At 58.9% G+C, this 21,573-nt stretch carries 21 protein-coding genes; all 21 read right to left on the bottom strand.

What is annotated here, in order from left to right:
• Positions 1 to 67 precede the first annotated feature (67 nt).
• The gene (gene gap, locus I6J19_RS08270; protein WP_049181090.1) at positions 68 to 1,072 is read right to left on the bottom strand and encodes a type I glyceraldehyde-3-phosphate dehydrogenase; all 1,005 of its coding nucleotides are present in this window, start codon (positions 1,070 to 1,072) and stop codon (positions 68 to 70) included.
• Between the two features lie 183 nt (positions 1,073 to 1,255).
• Complete coding sequence (gene whiA, locus I6J19_RS08275) at positions 1,256 to 2,254, bottom strand: DNA-binding protein WhiA (RefSeq protein WP_038629636.1); 999 nt, start codon at positions 2,252 to 2,254, stop codon at positions 1,256 to 1,258.
• A 191-nt stretch (positions 2,255 to 2,445) separates the two neighbouring features.
• The gene (locus I6J19_RS08280; RefSeq protein WP_038628961.1) at positions 2,446 to 3,393 is read right to left on the bottom strand and encodes a gluconeogenesis factor YvcK family protein; all 948 of its coding nucleotides are present in this window, start codon (positions 3,391 to 3,393) and stop codon (positions 2,446 to 2,448) included.
• Between the two features lie 23 nt (positions 3,394 to 3,416).
• The gene (rapZ, locus tag I6J19_RS08285; protein ID WP_005510809.1) at positions 3,417 to 4,307 is read right to left on the bottom strand and encodes an RNase adapter RapZ; all 891 of its coding nucleotides are present in this window, start codon (positions 4,305 to 4,307) and stop codon (positions 3,417 to 3,419) included.
• A 112-nt stretch (positions 4,308 to 4,419) separates the two neighbouring features.
• On the bottom strand, positions 4,420 to 6,468 hold the full coding sequence (gene uvrC / locus I6J19_RS08290) for an excinuclease ABC subunit UvrC (RefSeq protein WP_038628956.1): 2,049 nt from the start codon (positions 6,466 to 6,468) through the stop codon (positions 4,420 to 4,422).
• A 29-nt stretch (positions 6,469 to 6,497) separates the two neighbouring features.
• Positions 6,498 to 6,992, bottom strand: a complete 495-nt coding sequence (locus tag I6J19_RS08295) for a PH domain-containing protein (RefSeq protein WP_038628952.1) — start codon at positions 6,990 to 6,992, stop codon at positions 6,498 to 6,500.
• Positions 6,993 to 6,994: 2 nt separating this feature from the next.
• The gene (gene ribH / locus I6J19_RS08300) at positions 6,995 to 7,477 is read right to left on the bottom strand and encodes a 6,7-dimethyl-8-ribityllumazine synthase (protein WP_038628949.1); all 483 of its coding nucleotides are present in this window, start codon (positions 7,475 to 7,477) and stop codon (positions 6,995 to 6,997) included.
• On the bottom strand, positions 7,478 to 8,740 hold the full coding sequence (locus I6J19_RS08305) for a bifunctional 3,4-dihydroxy-2-butanone-4-phosphate synthase/GTP cyclohydrolase II (RefSeq protein WP_187402584.1): 1,263 nt from the start codon (positions 8,738 to 8,740) through the stop codon (positions 7,478 to 7,480).
• 11 nt (positions 8,741 to 8,751) lie between these two features.
• Positions 8,752 to 9,339, bottom strand: a complete 588-nt coding sequence (locus I6J19_RS08310) for a riboflavin synthase (RefSeq protein ID WP_038628943.1) — start codon at positions 9,337 to 9,339, stop codon at positions 8,752 to 8,754.
• A gap of 70 nt (positions 9,340 to 9,409) precedes the next feature.
• Entirely contained in the window at positions 9,410 to 10,462 is a 1,053-nt protein-coding gene (ribD, locus tag I6J19_RS08315; protein WP_038628940.1) for a bifunctional diaminohydroxyphosphoribosylaminopyrimidine deaminase/5-amino-6-(5-phosphoribosylamino)uracil reductase RibD, read from the bottom strand.
• A 16-nt stretch (positions 10,463 to 10,478) separates the two neighbouring features.
• A complete protein-coding gene (gene rpe / locus I6J19_RS08320) occupies positions 10,479 to 11,147 on the bottom strand; it encodes a ribulose-phosphate 3-epimerase (protein WP_038628938.1) in 669 nt (222 codons plus the stop codon).
• Between the two features lie 11 nt (positions 11,148 to 11,158).
• Positions 11,159 to 12,616 (bottom strand): RsmB/NOP family class I SAM-dependent RNA methyltransferase, encoded by a 1,458-nt coding sequence (locus I6J19_RS08325; protein WP_038628936.1) that lies wholly within the window; start codon positions 12,614 to 12,616, stop codon positions 11,159 to 11,161.
• A complete protein-coding gene (gene fmt, locus I6J19_RS08330) occupies positions 12,617 to 13,591 on the bottom strand; it encodes a methionyl-tRNA formyltransferase (protein ID WP_038628934.1) in 975 nt (324 codons plus the stop codon).
• 97 nt (positions 13,592 to 13,688) lie between these two features.
• Complete coding sequence (def, locus tag I6J19_RS08335; protein ID WP_038628930.1) at positions 13,689 to 14,192, bottom strand: peptide deformylase; 504 nt, start codon at positions 14,190 to 14,192, stop codon at positions 13,689 to 13,691.
• 60 nt (positions 14,193 to 14,252) lie between these two features.
• Complete coding sequence (locus I6J19_RS08340; RefSeq protein WP_038628927.1) at positions 14,253 to 16,289, bottom strand: primosomal protein N'; 2,037 nt, start codon at positions 16,287 to 16,289, stop codon at positions 14,253 to 14,255.
• Positions 16,290 to 16,338: 49 nt separating this feature from the next.
• Positions 16,339 to 17,556, bottom strand: coding sequence for a methionine adenosyltransferase (gene metK / locus I6J19_RS08345; protein ID WP_038628923.1), 1,218 nt, complete (start codon positions 17,554 to 17,556; stop codon positions 16,339 to 16,341).
• 118 nt (positions 17,557 to 17,674) lie between these two features.
• Entirely contained in the window at positions 17,675 to 18,955 is a 1,281-nt protein-coding gene (gene coaBC, locus I6J19_RS08350) for a bifunctional phosphopantothenoylcysteine decarboxylase/phosphopantothenate--cysteine ligase CoaBC (protein WP_038628920.1), read from the bottom strand.
• Between the two features lie 27 nt (positions 18,956 to 18,982).
• On the bottom strand, positions 18,983 to 19,261 hold the full coding sequence (gene rpoZ, locus I6J19_RS08355) for a DNA-directed RNA polymerase subunit omega (RefSeq protein ID WP_005510796.1): 279 nt from the start codon (positions 19,259 to 19,261) through the stop codon (positions 18,983 to 18,985).
• A 117-nt stretch (positions 19,262 to 19,378) separates the two neighbouring features.
• Entirely contained in the window at positions 19,379 to 19,951 is a 573-nt protein-coding gene (gmk, locus tag I6J19_RS08360; protein ID WP_016422715.1) for a guanylate kinase, read from the bottom strand.
• Between the two features lie 5 nt (positions 19,952 to 19,956).
• A complete protein-coding gene (gene mihF / locus I6J19_RS08365) occupies positions 19,957 to 20,283 on the bottom strand; it encodes an integration host factor, actinobacterial type (protein WP_016422714.1) in 327 nt (108 codons plus the stop codon).
• Between the two features lie 419 nt (positions 20,284 to 20,702).
• Positions 20,703 to 21,572, bottom strand: a complete 870-nt coding sequence (gene pyrF, locus I6J19_RS08370; protein ID WP_187402583.1) for an orotidine-5'-phosphate decarboxylase — start codon at positions 21,570 to 21,572, stop codon at positions 20,703 to 20,705.
• Position 21,573 lies beyond the last annotated feature (1 nt).

The raw sequence follows: 21,573 nt of genomic DNA on the forward strand, positions 1-21,573 counted from the left end.
GTGGCGTGCCCTACTCAGGCACAACCACCCCGGCCCGTTCGGGGTCTGGGATTAACCAGGTGTGTTATTAGAGGCGCTCACCGACGTAGACAGCCAGGTCGACGAGGCGGTTGGAGTAGCCCCACTCGTTGTCGTACCAGGAGACAACCTTGACCTGATCGCCGATGACCTTGGTCAGCGGTGCGTCGAAGATCGAGGAACGCGGGTCGCCCTCGATGTCCTTGGAAACGATTGGATCCTCGTTGTAGCCCAGAACACCCTTGAGCTCGCCCTCAGCAGCTTCCTTGATGGCAGCGTTGACGGACTCGACGGTGACCTCGTTCTTAGCAGTGAAGGTCAGGTCGGTGACAGAGCCGGTCGGGGTCGGAACACGCAGTGCGTAGCCGTCCAGCAGGCCCTTGAGCTGCGGCAGAACCAGAGCAACTGCCTTTGCAGCGCCGGTGGAGGTCGGAACAATGTTCAGAGCAGCAGCGCGAGCGCGACGCAGGTCCTTGTGCGGAGCGTCGTGCAGGCGCTGGTCACCGGTGTATGCGTGGATGGTGGTCATGAGACCGCGCTCGATGCCGAACTTGTCGTCCAGAACCTTAGCCATCGGAGCCAGGCAGTTGGTGGTGCAAGAAGCGTTCGAAATGATGTTGTGCTTCTCCGGGTCGTAGTCAGTGTGGTTGACGCCGACAACGAAGGTTGCGTCTTCGTTCTTAGCCGGAGCGGAGATGATGACCTTCTTGGCGCCAGCCTCGATGTGAGCCTTGGCAGCGTTGGCATCGGTGAAGAAACCGGTGGACTCAATGACGATGTCGACCTTGTGCTCGCCCCACGGCAGGTCCTTCGGGTCGCGCTCAGCGTATGCGGCGATGCGCTTGCCGTTGACGGTGAGGGACTCATCGTCGTAGGTGACCTCTGCGTCAAGCTTGCCCATGATGGAGTCGTACTTGAGCAGGTGAGCCAGGGTCTTGTTATCAGTGAGGTCGTTTACAGCAACGACTTCCAGGTCAGCGCCCGCAGCGAGCAGGGAGCGAAAGAAGTTGCGGCCAATGCGACCAAAACCGTTAATACCTACACGAACCGTCACAATAATCTCCTTAATGGATTGGCGAATCGATGCCACTTGTCAGGGCGCTGATTGCGCTCCAACAGGTTCACTACAGAAGTGTACGTTGGGTTTTTCATTCGCGCAGCGATGCTTTGGCGCAAAAATCCCAAATAAACGGAGATTCATCCAAATTTCCGCACCTGACTAGGCATAACAGGTGCTTTACTCGTCAACTTCTTTGTCAAAAAGTTCGTCTGTAACGACTGCAGTTGTGGGGGGAATTCCGAGTTCGTTTGCTCTTTTGTCCGCCATGGAGAGCAAACGCCGGATGCGTCCTGCGACTGCGTCTTTGGTCATTGGCGGATTGGCTAGCTGTCCAAGTTCTTCTAATGATGCCTGCTTGTGCTCGATGCGCAGCTGTCCTGCAGACACCAAGTGATCTGGTACATCGTCGCCGAGAATCTCTAGAGCGCGTTCTACTCGTGCTGCCGCAATAACGGCCGCACGAGCTGAGCGCCGCAGGTTGGCATCGTCGAAGTTTGCCAAGCGGGTGGCCGTAGCTCGCACTTCACGACGCATTCGCTGTTCTTCCCATTGCAGGCGAGTAGTCTGGGCTCCCATTCGCGTGAGGAGCGCACCAATCGCATCGCCCTCCCGGATGATAACTCGATCGCCACTGCGGGACTTATTTTCCTTGCTCTTAGCCGTAATTCCGAGCCTACGAGCACATCCCACCAATGCGAGTGCCGCTTCAGCTGAAGGAGCAGTGACTTCCAAAGCTGAGGAACGCCCAGGCTCAGTCAGTGAACCATGTGCCAAAAATGCACCCCGCCATGCAGCTTCCTGATCAATCTTCTGCCCCATGATCAGCTTGCGTGGTAGCCCACGTACGGGATGTCCTGCAGAGTCAATCAGGCCAGTTTGCCTAACGACAAGTTCCGCGCCATCGGTTACCCGCACGATGTACTTCGAGGTCTTTCGCAACCCACCGGGAGACAAGACATTGAGGCTGGCTTTGACATCGTAGAGTTCGGCCAGCATGGAGCGCAGGCGGCGTGCGACAGCGCCGGAATCCAACTCAGCCTCCAGCACAATCGAACCTGCCACCAGGTGGAGTCCTCCCGCGAAGCGGAACAGGGTCGCAATCTCCGCTGCCTGAGCGCTTTCCTGCGAAACTGACACGCGGGCTAGTTCGTCTTTGACCTTCGCCGTCAATGCCACGATGCTGTCGATCCTCATTTCATGTGTACGAGCTGGGTTTGGGCCTGGCTAATTTAAGTTTAATTAACCCCATTTGAGCTCTAGCAATAAACCTCAAGGATAGTATCCTGAACCAATCGAGTGGCAATTAGCTGATCGCCTGCTGCATCCCCGCAGGAGAATGCAGAAATACCCTCGATTGGCCGGACGCTTTAGAGGAACTGACGAAGTGCAGTAGCTAGCTTCTCCGGCGAATGCCGACCCGTCAGAGCTCCGTAGTCGTCCACTTCTTGCACATCGGCGAAGACCACTTTCGCATCTAGGCTGTCCGCCGCTCGCTGCAGGTATTCCCGTTCGGTATCCGCGAGCGGCGTGTTGTCGTCGACAAGCACGTAATTGAGCTTCAAGTTAGGTGCATGCTGCGTGAGCATATGGATGTGCCGTTCGGAAGAAAAACCGGCGGTCTCCCCCGGCTCGGCGACCAGATTAAGCACCACGACGGTTGTGGCATTGGTTTCTTGCAGAGCGTCCCGCAACCCGGGCACCTGAAGATGTGGCAGAACCGAAGTGAACCACGAACCCGGACCCAGCGTCACCAAATCAGCATTGAGGATAGCTTCAATGGCCTCCTCGGATGCCGGCGGCGCCTCAGGAATCAGCCGGATTCGACGCACCTGGCCAGGCGTGGTGGCCACTGCGACCTGGCCACGGACTTGGCGCACGACGCGAGCATCCTGCTCCAGGCCAACGACTTCGGCCTCAATCTCTAACGGGATTGGCGACATGGGCACGACGCGACCTTGGATTTGCAACAACCGGCCAATTTCGTCAAGCGCGTCGACTTCATTTCCCATCACACTGGTGAGGCCAGCAATGATCAGATTCCCAATCGCATGCCCTGCGAGTGCGCCAGTTCCGCCAAAGCGGTGCTGCAGTGTCTTTTCCCACAGATCTCCTTTTTCCGTATCTGCGGAAAGCGCGGCGAGCGCCATGCGAAGGTCTCCAGGGGGAATCTGCCCCAGCTCACGACGAAGGCGACCGGAGGATCCTCCATCGTCGGCAACTGTGACCACCGCTGTGACATGGTCCGCAACTTGACGGTCAGCTCTCAGCGTGGCAAATAGACCATGACCGCCGCCCAGACTGGTAATTGATGTCAATTTCTACACCTCCACGGAAACCGCTAATTGCGGTCAATATCGCGGTGGACGACGTTGACGTTGATCCCGGAAACTCCCTCGAGCTTCTTAGCCAGCGCCTCCGACATGGCCACACTTCGGTGGTGGCCTCCGGTGCATCCCACAGCGATAGTCATAAAACCCTTGCCCTCACGCCGGTAACCGGGCAAAACCAATTCAATCAAGTTTGTGACGTTGTCCAAGAACCCCTGAGACTCCGGTTGGGACAGTACGTAGTCGGCCACTGCTTTGTTGGTACCACGGCCCGCACGCAGCTCAGGTACCCAATAGGGGTTGGGGAGAAAACGGACGTCGAAAAGCATGTCGGCATCGCGCGGTGCACCGTGCTTAAACCCGAAGGACTCGATGGTAATCTGTTGAATCTTGCTAGCGGTATCCGACAGCTGATGCTCTAACTCACGGCGCAAATCGTGCACGCTCATGTCAGAGGTATCCACTACCAAATCCGACATGCCCTTTATGGGCAGCAGCATCTGACGTTCAGCTGCAATACCCTGTGAAAGCGTGCCATTTTCCTGCAGCGGATGTGTGCGGCGGACTGAGTCGTAGCGGGCGATGAGGGTGTCGTCGTTAGCATCGAAGAAGATGACATAGGGCTGGCGCCCCTCATTGCGGAGTCCGTCGAGCACCTCCCCCAAACTGCCCGCGAATGCGCGCGAGCGAACGTCGGTGACGATAGCGAGGCGCTCTACTGGAGAGTCCGCCTCAAACGACAACTCGACCATGCGCATAATCAACTCCGGGGGCAGGTTGTCTGCGACATACCAGCCCATCTCCTCCAAGACGCTGGCGGCCGTATTGCGTCCGGAACCGGACATGCCGGTAATCAGCACAAGTGACTTTTCAGCCTGAGGGGAATAACCCGAAGTAATCATGCCAATACTCTAATACAATTTCGGCCAACCGCTCTCGGTTTTACTAGCGGAAGTAAACCCGCTAGCACTGTTTCAAGTGCGGTTTTAGCCACTTGTTTACCTACTTCTACGCCTATTCTCCGGTACCGACATCCGAGTTTGGTTCTGAGGATTTTTCGTCTGGGTGGAGGTAATCGTAGACAGTTTTCGCGAGCGTCGGCCCGAAACCAGCTACCTCTTCTATCTGCCCGACGCTGGCCTTTTTCAGCGCCGCAACGGAGCCAAAGTGTTTGACCAACTCACTGCGGCGTGCTGGCCCCAGCCCTTTAATGCCATCGAGTACCGAAGAGCGCATGCGCTTAGAGCGCTGCTGACGGTGATAAGTAATGGCAAAGCGGTGCGCCTCATCACGAATTCGCTGGATAAGGTACATCGCTTCCGAATTGCGCGGCAGAATGAGTGGCTCATCATCGTCGGGAATCCACAGCTCTTCTAAGCGCTTGGCAATACCCACGAGCGTCACATCGGTGACCTCGAGTTCATCGAGGACTGCCTGAGCGGCTGCGACCTGCGGTGCACCACCGTCGACAATGAACAACTGTGGCGGGTAGGCAAATTTGCGGCTACTCCTCGACTGCTCATCGACGGCATCAGTCGTCTCTTCGACGAACATTTCGCTGGCATCATCGGGCATGGCGAGCTTGTCCTCGTTATGGCGCAGAAAACGACGGCGCACCACCTCAGCAATGGAGCCGACGTCGTCGGAGCGACCGTCACCCGCTGCATCCTTGATACGGTAGCGGCGATAGTCGGACTTCTTCGGCAATCCGTCCTCGAAGACCACCAACGAGGCCACCACATCGGTGCCTTGAATATGCGAGATGTCAGTGCATTCGATACGCAGCGGCGCTTCATCCATAAACAGCGCGTCCTGAAGTTCGGAGAGAGCCTGCGATCGAGTAGTTAGATCTCCACTTCGCTTTAGTTTGTGCTGGCGTAGCGCTTCAGCTGCATTTTTCTGCACGGTCTCCATGAGTGTCCGCTTGTCACCGCGCTGCGGGACCCGAATGTCCACATTGGTGCCACGAATATCGGCCAAAAATGCAGCAACCTCGTCAAGATCGTCGGGCGTGGCCTGGACGAGAATTTCGCGTGGCACAACTTGGGCAGCAGTGGTCGATTCATCGCCGTCGACATCCGCGTGCTTGGCGGCATCGCCATAGAACTGTGTCAGGAACTGCGTTAGCAGCCCACCCAAGCTGGGGTCTGTCTCTCCCTCTCGAAACTCTGTAGTCGCGTATTCGCCGGACTTCTCCACTACCCAGCCGCGCTGACCGTAAATACGTCCTGCTCGAACGTGGAAAATCTGCACGGCCGCTTCCAGTTCGTCGGTTGCTAGCGCAATAAAATCGGCATCGGCGGCGTCGGAAAGCACGACTGACTGCCGCTCCATGACCTTGTCGATGGCAGCGAGGTTGTCGCGCAGGCTCGCGGCGCGCTCAAAGTCTAACTCGGCGGCAGCTTCCTCCATTTCCTTCTTCAAGCGCCTGGTGACCGGACCCGTATTCCCGGACATGAAGCTGGTAAAACCACGGACAATTTCGCGGTGTTCTTCGGCACTGACACGGCCGACACAAGGCGCCGAGCATTTGTCGATATAGCCGAGCAAACAGGGCCGTCCCAGGGCCTGCTGCCGGTTGAAGACTCCCCTGGAACAAGTGCGGGCCGGGAAAACTCGTGTAAGCAAGTCGAGGGTTTCTCGGATGGCCCACGCGTGTGAATAGGGGCCGAAATAACGCACGCCATTCCGGCGCGGTCCTCGGTAGAGAAACAGCCGCGGGTACAGCTCGCCGACGCTGACGGCCAACATCGGATACGACTTATCGTCGCGGTACATCACGTTGAACCGCGGATTAAAGCGCTTGATCCAGGTGTACTCCAACTGCAGCGCTTCGACCTCATTGTGGACAACAGTCCACGTCACCTTCGAAGCGGACTGCACCATCTGGCGGGTGCGGGGATGCAGCCGAGTTAAGTCCTGGAAGTAGTTAGACAGACGCGCACGGAGATTCTTCGCCTTGCCGACGTAGAGAACGCGTCCGGTTGAATCGAGAAAACGGTACACCCCCGGCTCCGTGGGAATGGTGCCGGGGGCGGGACGGTACTGAGAAGGGTCAGTCACTTACGGTGTCCTTAAAACATGTCCTTGGGTTAATCCTCCGGCATGAACTTGTCTTCAAGTTCACGGAACCGGCGGATGTCTTCCACGACGCGGCTGCCGTCGGCTGACTGGAGCGCGAGCATCGGCACAAACTCAAAGTCTGGCAGCTCCAAGCGAGCCCAGCGGGACTTCTTTGGAAAACTCAGGCCGTAGACATCGACCCACGGGTAGAACTTCGCATTGAGCAGATTGCGGACTTCCACGCCCGTGGCATTTACGCGAACGCGAGCCCGAGTCAGCAGCAGGATTACCCCGGCGATGATCAAACCAATCATTGGGAAAGCCAGCTGGTCAATAGTCGTCACCGAAGCGCCGGTGTTACCAAAGTCCACCACGATGCCCATGAAGATATGGATAGCGAAGACTACAACTGCAGCGATAATCGCCCACAGACGCAGCTTTTGCGAGGTGATTTCCAATAGCCATTTGTCTTCACTACCGGTGTCGACGGCAGTCGAATTGCTGTGGCGTTCGGAGTTACCCATTCTTACTCAGCTCCACCTTCACGAAGAGACTTCAACACGGCGACGGTATGCAGCGCTGCGGCCATGGCCTCGCGACCTTTATTCTCCACAGCTCCCTCACCGCCGGCACGATCAATTGCCTGCTGCTCAGTGTTGCAGGTCAATACACCATTGCCAACAGGCGTCTCACAGTCCAGTGCAATCCGCGTCAGCCCCTCAGTCACCGAGTCGCAGACATAGTCGAAGTGCGGCGTACCACCGCGGATAACGCATCCCAGCGCCACCACGGCGTCGTGAGTTCGCGCGAGCTGCTGTACCACAACCGGAATCTCCAGAGCACCGACGACAGTCACATCCGTGACTACAGCGCCGGCCTCCTCAGCCTGTGCCAGCGCTTCACGACGAAGCTGCCCAGTAATCTCCTCGTTCCAGTGAGAGGTGACCAGACCGACGGTCACACCAGTGGAATCGGGAACGGTAATTTCAGGAAGACCTGCGCCGCTCATCTACTGTGCTCCTTCTGTCGAAATGCCGCGGGTCTCCATGTACTCATCCAACCAAGGAAGTTCATGGCCCATGCGTTCGCGCTTTGTCAACAAGTATTTCAAGTTATCCTCGTTGACCTCAACTGGCACCGGTACCCGGCGGCTCATCTCCAGTCCATAACCACCTAGGCCGGCGCGCTTGGTCGGATTGTTCGTCAGCAGCGCCATAGAGGTGACCCCAAGATCCTGCAGAATCTGTGCACCAGTGCCGTACTCGCGGGCGTCCGACGGCAAACCGAGTGCGAGATTGGCATCAACGGTGTCAGCGCCTTCATCTTGCAGGTGGTAGGCCTGCAGCTTCGGCATCAGACCAATGCCTCGGCCTTCGTGACCGCGCATGTAGAGAATGACGCCGCGCCCTGCCTCGTGGACCATGCGCATGGAGTTGTGCAGCTGTTGCCCGCAGTCGCAGCGGCGAGATCCCAATGCGTCGCCGGTGAGGCATTCGGAGTGCACACGCACGAGGACATCCTGGCCATTGTTGGAAGACACATCCCCCACAACGAGAGCGACATGCTCGACACCGTCGATAAGGCTGCGGTAACCAATGGCACGGAACTCGCCGTAGTCGGTCGGCAGCTTGGTTTCGACAACGCGCTCAATCAAGTGTTCGTTGTGGCGACGGTATTCGATGAGCTGCTCGATGGAAATCAGCGCTAAATCGTGGTCGTCGCAGAAGCGACGTAGTTCCTCCGCGCGCGCCATGCTGGTCGGGTCTTCCTCGGAGACAACCTCACACAGCACACCGGCAGGACGAAGCCCTGCCAGGCGGGCGAGATCGACCGCAGCCTCGGTGTGGCCGGCACGGATGAGGACGCCACCATCGCGAGCTCGCAACGGAACCACGTGTCCCGGTCGGGTGAAATCGTGCGGGCTGGACGTGGGGTCAGCCAGAGTACGAATGGTGTTCGCACGATCTGTGGCGGAAATACCGGTCGTACCGGTGTTGGCATCCACGGTCACTGTGTATGCGGTACCGCGGGCATCCTCATTCTCCGACACCATCGGTGGCAGATTCAGACGCTCGCAGTCCTCGGCGGTCAGCGGTGCACAGATGTAACCAGAGGAATAGCGAACCATAAAGGCAACAAGTTCAGGCGTTACCTTCTCTGCGGCGAAGATGATGTCGCCCTCGTTCTCACGATCTTCATCGTCGACGACGACCACGGCCTTACCGGCTGCGATGTCCGCAATGGCCCGTTCAACAGAATCGAACTTAATCACAGTCTTGTAGCTTATCTTTCCAACATTTTCTCGACGTACTTGGCTAGCACATCGACTTCCAAATTGACCTTGGTGCCTACTGCGGTTGAACCAATAACGGAGTCCGTCAGCGTCGTCGGTATCAGGCTGACCTCAAAGAACCTCTCGCCTACTGCAGAGACAGTCAACGAGGTGCCATCCACGGCAATTGAGCCCTTTTCCACGACATACTTGGAGAGCTGCTTCGGCAGAGAAATCCGCACTACTTCCCAGCGTTCCCCTGGCGTGCGCGAAATAACCTCGCCGGTGCCATCGATATGTCCCTGCACGATATGGCCGCCGAGGCGTTGCCCTACTGCGGTTGCACGTTCGAGGTTGACCTTGGAACCGACCTCAACCTGGCCGAGACTCGACCTATCCAGAGTCTCTTGCATGAGATCAGCGGTAAAGAAGTCATTGTCAAACTCCACGACGGTCAAACAAACGCCATTGACAGCAATGGAGTCACCGTGGTGCACGTCGTCAAGCACGGTGGTCGCGCGAATGGTCAGCGTAATGGAATCGGCTTCGCGGTGGATTTCGCGAATTTCGCCGAGTTCCTCAACAATTCCCGTAAACATAGTGGTCAGGAAAATCCTTTACCGTTTGTTATAAATTGAAAGATTTTTTCCAAAATTAACTCTAGCCGGTCTACCCGCGATCTTTGCCACTGCGGAGTGCCGTGATCAAAATGTCATCCCCCAGAGTCTCTACCGCGACGGTACGGAAACGGGAGATGTCAGTGATGGTGGTCTCGTGGTTGGCCGATGTCACTGGCAGACCAGCGCCGAGAAAGGCCGGGGCAATATAGGACTCAATCGCGTCGACAGCATCGGCTTCTAAGAAAGCGCTGGCGAGCCGTGGACCGCCTTCTACCAGCACGTCAATAAGCCCCATATCCGCCATTGTCTCCAGCGCCACTTCCACATCGTGAGTGCGAATGTGGCGGAAGTTATCGCCACGGATATTCGCATCGGCGGCGACCTCCGAAGTGCCAATCGCGATGCGCAGAGGTTGTGTTGACAGCTCCTCGCCGTCTGGTGTGCGCGCGGTCAATCGCGGATTGTCGGCGAGCACTGTTCCCGTTCCGACGACAATCGCTTGCCGACGTGCACGATCGATATGTACCCGTGCCCGCGCCTGCTCCCCTGTGATCCACTGCGAGGTGCGGTCGGTAGCGGCAGCGAAACCATCCAGCGTGCCCGCAGTCTTCAGCGTGATGTGTGGGCGCCGAGTGCGCTGCCAATGTAACCATGGACGTAGGTAGCCAGCGGCTACTCGGTTACGCTGGAATTCTTCAACGACCTCGATGTCTTTATAACGCAACCACTCGCTGCCGCCAGCGGCCACGGGATTCGGATCGGCGACTGCAAATATGACGCGGGAAACACCGGCTGCCGCAAGTGCCTCGGTGCACGGTGGTGTACGGCCGATATGATTGCACGGCTCGAGTGTGACCACTGCAGTGCCGCCCTGAGCTCGTGGCCCCGCCATCTCCAATGCCTGTGGCTCTGCGTGTCGCCCGCCTACAGGCTCAGTTCCGGCCACACCTACCGCGATCCCTGCGGTATCGAGGATGACGCAACCAATCGGTGGATTGGGATAAGTGGTGCCTCGAACTCGCTGGCCGGCTTCTATGGCCAATGCCATCGCTTGCTCGTCAGTCAGCGGCTGTGCGGAGACGAGATCCGGAAACTGTGCCACCGTTTCTCACCGCCGTCTACTTAGTTGCAGCAGCGGTGGCCAATGCGCGCAGCTCATCGACAGCCGCCGCACGATCATCAGCGCCGAAAACGGCCGACCCTGCGACAAAGGCGTCGCAACCAGCGGCGGCAGCGGATTCGATGGTCTTGGCGGAGATACCACCGTCAATCTCGATCAGAGTATCCAGACCTTCGGCATCAATGCGTTCACGTAGCTTCTCGACCTTGGCCAGCTGATCCGGCATAAAGGACTGGCCCCCGAAACCGGGCTCGACACTCATGACCAGCACCTCGTCGAATTCGGCGAGGTGATCCAGCCACGGCTCAATTGGGGTACCCGGGCGCAGTGAGAACCCGGCCTTCACGCCCTGGGAACGAATGTGGCGTGCCAGTGCGATGGCGTCGTCGGCGGCTTCCACATGGAAGATAACGGAGCTCGCCCCCGCCTTAATGTAGGTGTCGACCCACTTCTCCGGGTTTTCAATCATGAGATGGACATCCAAGTACTTGTCCGTCACCGCAGCTACGGCCTCCAGCACCGGAGCGCCGAAGGACAGGTTGGGAACGAAATGGCCATCCATGACGTCGATATGTAGCCAATCTGCATTGGCTACAGCCTCAACCTCGCGGTCGAGGCGAGCGAAGTCAGCAGCGAGAATGGACGGGGCAATAATTGGTGCGCTCATAACCTCTGAGCCTAGTCGTTCTTGCGCAAAACTGAGAAGAACATCGCATCGGTCCCGTGGCGGTGTGGCCACATCTGCACAGATGGATACGGTCCGACATCAGTCATCGGCGCTACCAACTCGTGTGCACTCAGCTCAGTCGCCGGTAATTCCGTCACTGCCCTGTCGACAATGCCCCTGGTTTCCCGCAGATGCGGCGAACACGTGGAATAGACGATGATGCCACCCGGCCGTGCAAGACGCACAGCTTCGCTGAGCAGTTCAAACTGCAGCGTAGTCAACGAGTTCAGATCGGACGGCGACTTCCGCCAGCGCGCTTCCGGGCGACGGCGGAGCGAGCCCAAGCCAGAGCACGGCGCGTCTACCAAGATGCGGTCAAAGCCTGTCTCGAGCCCGGTATCACGACCATCCGCAACCGTTACAGTCACTGGTAGCCCGGTAGTAGCCTTCTTCACCAGTTCTGCGCGAGTCGCCGATACCTCAACAGCATCGAGCTTCGCGCCCTCAATAGCTGCAATGCCGCCGATGAAAGCTGACTTACCACCGGGGCCGGAACACAGATCTAACCAGCGGCCGCTGTCTTCACCGGCAACGGGTGCCATGGTGACGGCACGCGCAATGAGCTGAGAACCCTCGTCCTGCACCGCAGCCAAACCCTGTCGGACCGGCTCCAACTCTCCTGGGGCACCGGAGTCCAAGCGCACGCAGTACGGCGACCACTGTCCCTCTTCACCGCCAGTGATCAGTGCCAATTCTTCAGCAGTAATCTCGCCCGGACGAGCGACCAAGTGCACCAGCGGGCGGGCATCGTCGGCAGCGAGTGCCTGCTGCAGCTCACCGGCTTGTGCACCGAGTGCGCGGGCAAACTCCATAGCAATCCAGCGCGGGTGGGCATGCTTCATTGCCACGTAGCCAATCGGATCGGTCGCGGGATCCGGCGCAATCTCAGCCACCCATTCGCTTTCGGTCTTCGAGGAGACCTTCCTCAAAATGGCATTGACAAAGCCGCGCGCGCCAGGTCCCGCCACCTTCGCCACTGCCCGCACCGAGGTATCGACCGCTGCGTAGGCGTCGACGCGCGTACGCAGCAGCTGGTACGTGCCCAGGCGTAGCACGTCCATCACCGGTCCAGCAATATCGCTTAACGGGCGTGACGACGATGCCTCAATCACGGCGTCCAACAGGCCTTCCGCCCGCAGTGTGCCGTACGTCAGCTCCGTTGCAAAAGCAGCATCCCGCCCCTTGAGCTTGTGTGTCTTCAGCAACTTGGGCAGCAGCAGGTTTGCGTAAGCATCCTTCTCGCGAACGTCAGCTAGTACCTTCAGCGCGACCTTGCGTGGCTGGTCAATGCCACCGCGATTATCCCCTCCTCGGGTGTCACGGTTACGGTTGCGGTCATCGCGGTTCTGTCCGCCGCAGTTGCTGCGCTGCCGTCCGCCACCGGTGTGGCGGGGTTTGTCGTTGCCCATTTACTCGCAGACCTTTCCGCCGGGTTGGCTACCTCGCGCCCAGTCGGACGCATCCATCATCTTCTTACCCTGTGGCTGCACCTTCACCAGCTGCACATAGCCATCGGCACAACGCACGGATACCCGGTGTTTCTCCACTACCAACTCACCTGGTGTGGCGGCTGCCACCTCTGGAGCAGCTGCCTTTCGCACCTCGTCGACCGCAGCGCTGTCCTCGTCGGAAAGCGGGGTGAGCTCTCCGACCTTCAAACGTGAGCCGTCGAGGGTCGTCCACGCACCTGGAGCAGGCGTGAACGCGCGAGCGCGGCGGTCGAGAAGATGTCGCGGCTGAGTCCAAACGATTCGGGCATCCTCCGGCCCGAACTTAGCGGCGTAGCTGACGTCCTGTTCCGGCTGAGCAGTCGGACGCAACGCACCTGCTTCGATGCCGTCCATGGTGGCGGTTAGAAGATCCGCGCCGGAGAATGCGAGGCGGGTCAAAAGGTCGTCGGCATTATCGGTCGAGCGAATCGCTTCGGTGACGGTACCGAAAACTGGTCCGGTATCCAGGCCCTTTTCAATCCGGAAGGTACTGGCACCCGTGACTTCGTCGCCAGCGGCGATAGCTGCCTGCACCGGCGCGGCACCTCGCCAAGCAGGAAGCAGTGAGAAATGCAGATTTACCCAGCCGTGCATCGGTACATCGAGCAACTCCTCCGGCACGAGATTGCCGTAGGCGACGACCGGGATGCAGTCGGCGTTTAGTTCGCGGATCTGCTGTTGGATTTCCGCATCGCGCAGGGTAGTCGGGGTGAGAACGGGAATGTCGTGTTCCAAGGCCAGAGCCTTCACCGGCGAGGGCGAAAGCGACTTACCGCGGCCACGGCGGGCATCGGGGCGAGTGAGAACAGCAACGATCTCATGGTGGGAGTCTTCGAGTAACTTCTTCAGTGCAACGACAGCGGGTTCCGGGGTTCCGGCAAAAATCAGGCGCACAGTAAGTGGATTCCTTCCTGGTGGACCTAGTTGTTCTAGTTAATCTAGTGATGAAACTCGGGGCGCCACGCCCGGGGGGGGGCTAGGCGCAGGTGAGTTAACCGCGGTTGAGGAACCATTCCTGCTCACGCAGAGAGCGCATCGCGGTCTTGCGCTCGTCGCCCTCGAGACGCTTCAAAAACAGCACACCGTCCAGGTGGTCGCTTTCATGCTGCACGCAGCGAGCCAGCAGATCGTCAGCTTCGAAGCTCACCGGTGTGCCGTGGCGATCCTGGCCAGTAACGCGCACACGTGCGTGCCGAGTCACGGGTCCATTAATCCCCGGGATAGACAGGCATCCTTCGATTTCGTGGACAGTCTCATCGCCGATGGCTTCCCATTCCGGATTGACGATGTGCCCGCGGGTGCCATTGCAGTCGTAGACGAAGACGCGCTGCAGCACGCCAACCTGGTTTGCTGCGAGCCCGACACCCTGTTGCTCGTCCATGGTGTCGAACATGTCATCAATCAGGTGCGACAGCGTCGCGTCGAAATCAGTGACGGTTTCCGCCTTGGACAGCAACACCGGATCGCCGAAAAGACGTACCTCACGAACTGCCATGAACTTAGAGCCTCCAAGAAAACTGGTGTGAATCAAGCAATAACGCGCTCATTTTAGCAGCTAGCCGAAATTAATCGGATCGACGACAACGCGCACCGGCGTCGGGTCCTTCCTAGTCGCGCGAACGACCTGTGCTGCCTTCAACGCCGCTCCCACTACCCGTGCTTGACGACGGTCACAGCGAATCAACATCCGCTGAATAGGTGCACCCGGCTCCACGCCCGCTGGTGGCCTGGCGTTGCGGAGAAGGTCTACCGGCCCCAGAATTTCCGCACCCGATGGGACTTCCAGGGACTCCATGAAGTTACGCAGGCCCTCTTCAGTCCCATCCACCGCTGCCACGTGAAAGGCCGGAGGCAGAGCGGCAGCTGTGCGGTCGGCCAATTCCCTGTTCGCAGCGCCTACCGCGTCCCATGCCAGAAGATCGGCCACAGTCGGGACTGCAGCATCCGCATCGATAACCACCGCCCCGCCTTGCTCCCGCGGACGGGCAAGCGTGACAGCCCGAGACCAATGCGCATAGGCCTCTTCATGAGCGCGCAAGTCCTGCCGGCCAAGCATCGCCCAAGTGTCCAGCAGCATCACTGCACCGTAGCCCTCCGGCGAATAAGGCTCGGCTCCCGGCGTGGCCACCACGACCCTCGGGCCTTCGGGAATGTCGTCAACAATGCGTTCTCCAGAGGAAGCGATGACCGGGAATGGACTGAAAATACGGCCAAACTCCTCTGCCGTACGTTCACTGCCGACCACGACCGGCCGAATCTTGGTGGAACCGCAGCTATGGCAACGGTGGTGAATGTCAATACGACCACACCACCGACACGTCGGTGGTGCCGGGTCGTCCGGGCTATCGGACGGTGGAATTCCCAGTGGACCATTACACCAGCGACAGCGCGCAGGCGCGCCACAGGAGCGGCACGACAGTGTCGGCACATATCCCTTGCGAGGTACCTGGACCAGGATCGGAAGCTCTTCGCGCAGCGCGGCCTTTGCCCGTCGAAAAGCGATGGCAGGAAGGCGTCCCCTACTGACGTCATCCGGGTCTTCGGAAGTGTCCGTCGAGGCAATCATCTCCGGCATGGACTCAGCCAGGGTGTCAGTTCCCGCGACCAGATTGTGCGCCCAACCTGAGGAGACGAGCAGCTGCACCTCGGCTGTACGGCTATACGACGCAAAGATGAGAGCGCATCCTTCCTGCGCACTACGCGTCACCAACACCTCGCGAGAGTGCACGTAGGGTGCGCGGGGATCCACGAGGTTGTCATCGCCATCATCGACAATCACTGCTAAACGCAGATTCTTCACTGGCGCGTATGCTGCCGAACGCGTGCCGACGACTATGCGCCCCTGGCCGTGCAGGATATCCAGGTAGCGGCGATAGCGGGACTCGGGACCGAGGCCAGCCCCGAGAAGAGTGAGCTGACGGGCAGAAATAAGCTCGCGAAAAGCGCTCTCAAAGCGCGCCTGTGTGCGTGCGTCCGGCACAATGATGAGAACACCGCCACCATCGCGCGCGACCGAAACGCTGAGTGCGGCGAGCATGGTTGCCACCTGTTCGCCTGGAACTGGCTGCCACGCTGCGCGTGCCGGGGCACCCTTGCGGACGGAATCGACAAAGGATTCGCCGAAGACATAGTTGCCCCAAGCGGAAAGGTCCGGATCTTCGGTGGCAAGCTTTCCCAACTCCTCCCACGTCGGGGGCATGTTCTCCTTGCGAGCACGTTCGGCCCGTGCATGACGGGTTGGGATGGCGGAGCGAATGATGTTTGAGCGCGTTGCGCCGTAATACTCCGCCAGAGAATCCACCAACCGTCGAAGCTGAGGCGGATAGACAACCTCAGAGCTGATGACATCCTTGAGATAGGACAGTTTGCCGTCGTGAGTGGGCGTGGTACAGCGCTCCAGCACCAGCGCATTGACCAACTGGCCGTGGAAGCGAATCCGCACGCGGCAACCGACGACCGCTTCCTCCGCTAGCGCGCGCGGAACCAGGTAGTCGAAGGGGCGATCTAACTGCGGCAGCCCCAAAAGCGGAAGCACCCGCGCGACTGGCAGCTTCTCAGCTGCGGCGGCGGGTGCGAAGGGGGCGTCGGTCATAGAGTCTTACTCTACTGCCCTACCCCAGGGTAATGCTGGCGGGTGGTGTTTATCCCAGGCCAGCGGCTGCGCGGAGCTCTTCAACGCGGTTGAGCTGCTCCCACGGCAGGTCCAAGTCAGTTCGGCCGAAGTGACCGTAGGTGGAGGTCTGTGCATAAATCGGGCGCAGCAGGTCCAGGTCACGAATAATAGCGGCCGGACGAAGGTCGAAGACCTTGTTGATAGCCTCGCGGATGGCGTCGTCTGAAACGTGACCAGTGCCGAAAGAGTCGACGTAGAGGCCCACTGGGCGAGCGCGACCGATAGCGTAGGCGACCTGAATCTCGAGGCGGTCAGCCAGACCCGCGGCCACGGCATTCTTCGCAACCCAACGGGTGGCATAAGCGCCGGAGCGGTCCACCTTTGACGGGTCCTTGCCCGAGAACGCGCCGCCACCGTGACGAGCCATACCGCCGTAAGTGTCGACGATAATCTTGCGACCGGTCAGGCCGGCATCGCCCATCGGGCCACCGATAATAAACTGGCCAGAAGGGTTAACCAGCAGCTTCAATTCATCGGTAACAAAACGCTCGCGCAGGTTAGCGTCGTCGAGCACCCAATCGACGACGTGAGTCTTAATCTGCTCGGTGATCCACTCCTGGGTGACGTCCGGGTCGTGCTGCGTGGACACCACAACGGTGTCCAAGTACGCCGGGCTATTGTCTTCGTCGTAAGCGAAGGTGACCTGAGTCTTACCATCCGGTCGAAGCGATGGGACGATCCCTTCCTTGCGTACCTGCGTCAAGCGGCGAGCCAGGCGGTGCGCCAGTGCAATCGGTAGCGGCATATACTCCGGCGTTTCGTTGGTAGCGTAGCCAAACATCAGCCCCTGGTCGCCAGCGCCCTTGAGATCTTCTGCTTCGACTTCTCCACCAGAGCTGCGTGCTTCCAGAGAAGTGTGCACACCGTCGTGGATGTCTGAGGACTGCTCACCGATCGAAATGGAGACACCACAGGTTTTGCCGTCAAAGCCCTTTTCAGAAGAATCGAAACCGATCTCCTTCAATCGACTCCGGACAATACCGGGGATGTCGACGTAGCTTTTCGTGCGAACCTCGCCAACAACATGGACTAAACCGGTAGTCACCACAGTCTCGACGGCGACCATCGATGCAGAATCCTGCGCGAGCATAGCGTCAAGGATGGAGTCCGAAATCGAGTCGCAAATCTTATCTGGGTGCCCCTCGGTAACAGATTCACTGGAAAACAGCCGAAGATTAGAGGCCACGAGCAGTACAACTTTCTTCTAGATTATTTCCCCACCCCTGCGGTGTCGCTGCGGCGTGGGTTTTCGTTTGATTCGATAATTATAGACCAAGCGGTTCAGTCGCCGTAGTAGGCACCGGCTACTCCGCTGGCTGAGGTTCCTGTCGCAGCTCGGAAACTGCATCCAAAATCGAACCGGCCACCGAGAATTTTGAGCCCCGCGGCACGTCCCACTGCTCGCCATCGAGAGACAGCAACCATCCGACATTGTCAGTCGCACCGAAAGTTTGCCCACCCGAGACGTCGTTACACATGAGCAAATCGCAGCCCTTGCGAACAATCTTCTGCTTCGCAAGCTCGAGCGGCGTCGTCGTCTCGTCACCGGTCTCAGCCGCAAAGCCCACCATCGTCGTGGTCGCCGGAATCTCGCCCGCTTTACGACGCTCCACAGTGGTAGCCAAAATATCTGGGTTTTCTACGAGCTGAATGTTGCTCAACGCGTCGTCTGCGACGCCCTTCTTCATCTTGGCCCCAGCGGTCGATGCCGGACGGAAGTCGGCGACGGCGGCGGCAAAAATGCAGACATCGGCCAGCTTGGAGTGTGCGTGCGCGGCCTCGGCCATCTCCAAAGTGGAATCAACCCTTACAACATTCGCGCCCAGCGGTGTCGGCAACTGATCCGTATGTCCTGCCACCACGGTGACCTGAGCGCCACGCTGTGCTGCCATCTCGGCTAGCGCGAAGCCCTGACGACCTGAGGAGTGGTTGCCGATAAAACGTACCGGGTCGATAGCCTCACGGGTGCCACCGGCAGTAATCATGAAGCGTACGCCCTCGAAGTCGCGGCGGAAGTGGCGTGGATTCTCGACCGCTGCCAATGCTAGTGAAACAATCTGCTCTGGCTCCGGCAGGCGACCTGGACCGGTGTCCTTACCAGTCAAACGGCCATGGGCCGGATCGAGGACAATAGTGCCATGGCGACGAAGAGTCGCGACATTATCCCGCGTAGCTGGATGGTTCCACATTTCGGTGTGCATCGCAGGGGCCAACACCACTGGGCAAGTCGCCACAAGCAAGGTTGCGGTGAGCAGGTCGTCGGCACGCCCGTGCGCGGCGCGCGCCATAAAGTCGGCAGTCGCGGGAACCACGACGACGAGGTCGGCCTCCTGCCCCACGCGGACATGCTGAACCTCATCGACTGCGTCAAAAACTGTAGTCGACACCGGGTTCCCCGACAGCGCCTCGAAAGTAGCTGCACCTACAAAGTTCAATGCGGACTCAGTGGGAACGACACGAACATCGTGACCAAGTTCCTTGAAGCCTCGAACAACGTGTGCGGCCTTATATGCAGCGATGCCGCCGGCAACCCCGACGACAACCTTTAAACATTCGGATACGTCAGCATTACCGGCGGCATGCATACAGATATCTCCCCTTAAGGAAATGCTCTAGCCCTCAGTGTGGTCCAGCAGACCAGCGTTGATTTCACGAAGAGCGATGGACAGAGGCTTCTCAGCGACCCCCGGAGTAACCAGCGGGCCAACGTACTCCAGCATGCCTTCGTCAATCTGCTGGTAGTAGTCATTAATCTGGCGTGCACGCTTGGCAGCGAAGATAGCCAGAGCGTACTTCGAAGAAGCCTTACCAAGCAGCTCATCGATCGGCGGGTTGGTAATACCAATTGGCGGGTCGAACACTGCCTCGGTGGCGGTATTTTCCTGGGTCACGAGAAATCTTTCCTCAATAGAACGTGAGTTACTGGGGTGACAATAAAAATCGTCATAGCAATAGAAACACCATTGCTCGAAAGCGATTTCTACTATCTATGATGTGGAGTCGCCCTGTTACTTACCAGTAGTCAGCGCCCGAGCGATGGCCGCGACAGCATCATCGACGTTGTCGTTGACAACGACCTCATCGAATTCGTGCTGAGCATCCATTTCCACTCGTGCGGTTTCCAGGCGACGCTTGACTTGCGCCTCGGTTTCCGTGCCACGACCAGTGAGCCTGCTGACGAGAATCTCCCAGCTTGGCGGAGCCAAGAACAGCAGGTGAGCATTGGGCGCTACCTTACGGATGGAGCGGGCTCCCGCCAGATCCACCTCAACGAGTACTGGACGCCCCTCGGCGAGAGCTTTATCCACCGGGCCGCGCGGCGTACCAGAACGCTGCAGACCACCGTGGATTTCAGCCCACTCGAGCATCTCTCCTGCATCAATATGCTGTTGGAACTTCTCTGGGGTCACGAAGAAATAGTCGCGGCCATCGACCTCCCCCGGCCGTGCGGCGCGGGTGGTCATGGAAACGCTGAAGTACAGTCCGGGAACCTCGGCACGAAGCCGACTGACAACAGTGGATTTTCCTACACCGGCAGGGCCGGCGAGGACTACCAACTGACCGTTTTCATTCCCGGCCACTGCGACTAGTCCTCCACTGCGTAGCCGAAGCGCTCCAGCAGAGCGCGACGCTGACGGTCACCCAGGCCACGCAGACGGCGGGTCTGAGCAATCTCCAGGTCATTCATGATGTCCTGCGCCTTGACCTTGCCGACCTTCGGCAGAGCCTCGAGCAGAGCGGAGACCTTCATCTTGCCGATGATCTCGTTCTCGTCAGCCTGCTTGAGAACCTCTGGCAGGTCGATAGCGCCACGCTTCAGCTTGTCCTTGAGCTCTGCGCGTACCTTGCGGGCCTGAGCTGCCTTCTCGAGTGCTGCTGCACGCTGCTCCGGGGTCAACTGCGGAAGGGCCACGTGTTCCTCCGTAAAAATAGATTGGTTAGCTTCTTATTTACTAGCACGAGCCTCGCGTCCACCAAAGGCAGGCAACGACACCGTGCTTAACGATTGGAGACCGTACCGCACTCACCGGTTGTTGAGGCAAATGCTGACGGGGTGTCGATAAAAATGACACCGGGGCTTTATCCGCCCCACCTTTCGGTCGTGGTCAACCAACTCCGGCGATTGTAGCACCGTTTGCCCAGGAGAATGGAAATTGACCACGGTTTTTGTACGAAATCTCCTAGGAATTGTCACAGTAACTTGCCTATACCTACGCCACCGCCATCCGAGGGTCATTAGGAAAATCCCGGCAGCTAGGTACGGAAGAGCCCGCAGGGGCACCTGTTCTATGAGGTGTCCCCGCGGGCTTCTGACAATTCGGCGAACTGCTGCTAACTCTCGGAAAGGAACGGAGCTGCAGCTTCAATCGTTGCGCGCCGCAGCGCAGCAGGATCAGGTCCAGCGGAGAGAATCGCACGCGAAATATTCGGCAGTGCAAGCCCCTTGGATTCCCCTGCCAGACGATCTACATCTGCCGGGGTTCCACCCTGAGCTCCCACACCGGGCATGAGAATGGGACCGCGCAGGTCACTGAGCACCGGGGCGTCGTCAAGCGTTGCGCCAACAACAACGCCGATGCTGCCCGCCTTTGCACCACCGTCAATTTGGCGAGCATTAATAGCGGCTGCCTGGTTGACCATGGTCTGAGCCAGAGTCTCACCCGAAACCATCGCCTTCTGCACTGACGCACCTTCCGGATTGGACGTCGCGGCCAGCACAAACAAGCCCCGTCCGTTCTCCAACGCCAACGAAACCGCCGGATCAAGAGCACCGAACCCAAGGTACGGAGATACCGTCAGTGCGTCGGCGTCTAGCGGCGAGCTATCCGACAGCCAGGCTTCGGCGTATGCAGCCATAGTCGAACCGATATCGCCACGCTTGGCATCTGCAATCGACAGCGCACCTGCGTCCTTCAGGTCCGCCAACGTCCGCTCCAGGACGGCAAAGCCCTTGGAACCGTAGGCTTCGAAGAACGCCACCTGGGGCTTGACGACGGCAACGATGTCACCAAACGCTTCGACGCATGTGGTGGCAAAGCGCTCTAGACCTTCTGCCGATCGCGGTAACTGCCAGGCATCAAGCAACCTAGGGTGCGGGTCGATTCCCACACAGAGCCGGCCGCGCTCGGCGACAACCTCGCTGAGGCGATCGCCGAAACTCTTAATTGTCCGCACTGCGGATCCTTCAGCCTTCGCGGTCATG

It is taken from the genome of Corynebacterium amycolatum, from assembly GCF_016889425.1.
GTDB classification, from domain to species: domain Bacteria; phylum Actinomycetota; class Actinomycetes; order Mycobacteriales; family Mycobacteriaceae; genus Corynebacterium; species Corynebacterium amycolatum.

What these genes read in the sequence shown, in the direction of transcription:
- pyrF (WP_187402583.1), bottom strand. Translation starts at nt 21,572, where the DNA reads ATGACCGCGAAGGCTGAAGGATCCGCAGTGCGGACAATTAAGAGTTTC.
- I6J19_RS08295 (WP_038628952.1), bottom strand. Translation starts at nt 6,992, where the DNA reads ATGGGTAACTCCGAACGCCACAGCAATTCGACTGCCGTCGACACCGGT.
- coaBC (WP_038628920.1), bottom strand. Translation starts at nt 18,955, where the DNA reads ATGCATGCCGCCGGTAATGCTGACGTATCCGAATGTTTAAAGGTTGTC.
- I6J19_RS08310 (WP_038628943.1), bottom strand. Translation starts at nt 9,339, where the DNA reads ATGTTTACGGGAATTGTTGAGGAACTCGGCGAAATTCGCGAAATCCAC.
- I6J19_RS08340 (WP_038628927.1), bottom strand. Translation starts at nt 16,289, where the DNA reads ATGACCGACGCCCCCTTCGCACCCGCCGCCGCAGCTGAGAAGCTGCCA.
- rpe (WP_038628938.1), bottom strand. Translation starts at nt 11,147, where the DNA reads ATGAGCGCACCAATTATTGCCCCGTCCATTCTCGCTGCTGACTTCGCT.
- def (WP_038628930.1), bottom strand. Translation starts at nt 14,192, where the DNA reads ATGGCAGTTCGTGAGGTACGTCTTTTCGGCGATCCGGTGTTGCTGTCC.
- rapZ (WP_005510809.1), bottom strand. Translation starts at nt 4,307, where the DNA reads ATGATTACTTCGGGTTATTCCCCTCAGGCTGAAAAGTCACTTGTGCTG.
- I6J19_RS08325 (WP_038628936.1), bottom strand. Translation starts at nt 12,616, where the DNA reads ATGGGCAACGACAAACCCCGCCACACCGGTGGCGGACGGCAGCGCAGC.
- ribH (WP_038628949.1), bottom strand. Translation starts at nt 7,477, where the DNA reads ATGAGCGGCGCAGGTCTTCCTGAAATTACCGTTCCCGATTCCACTGGT.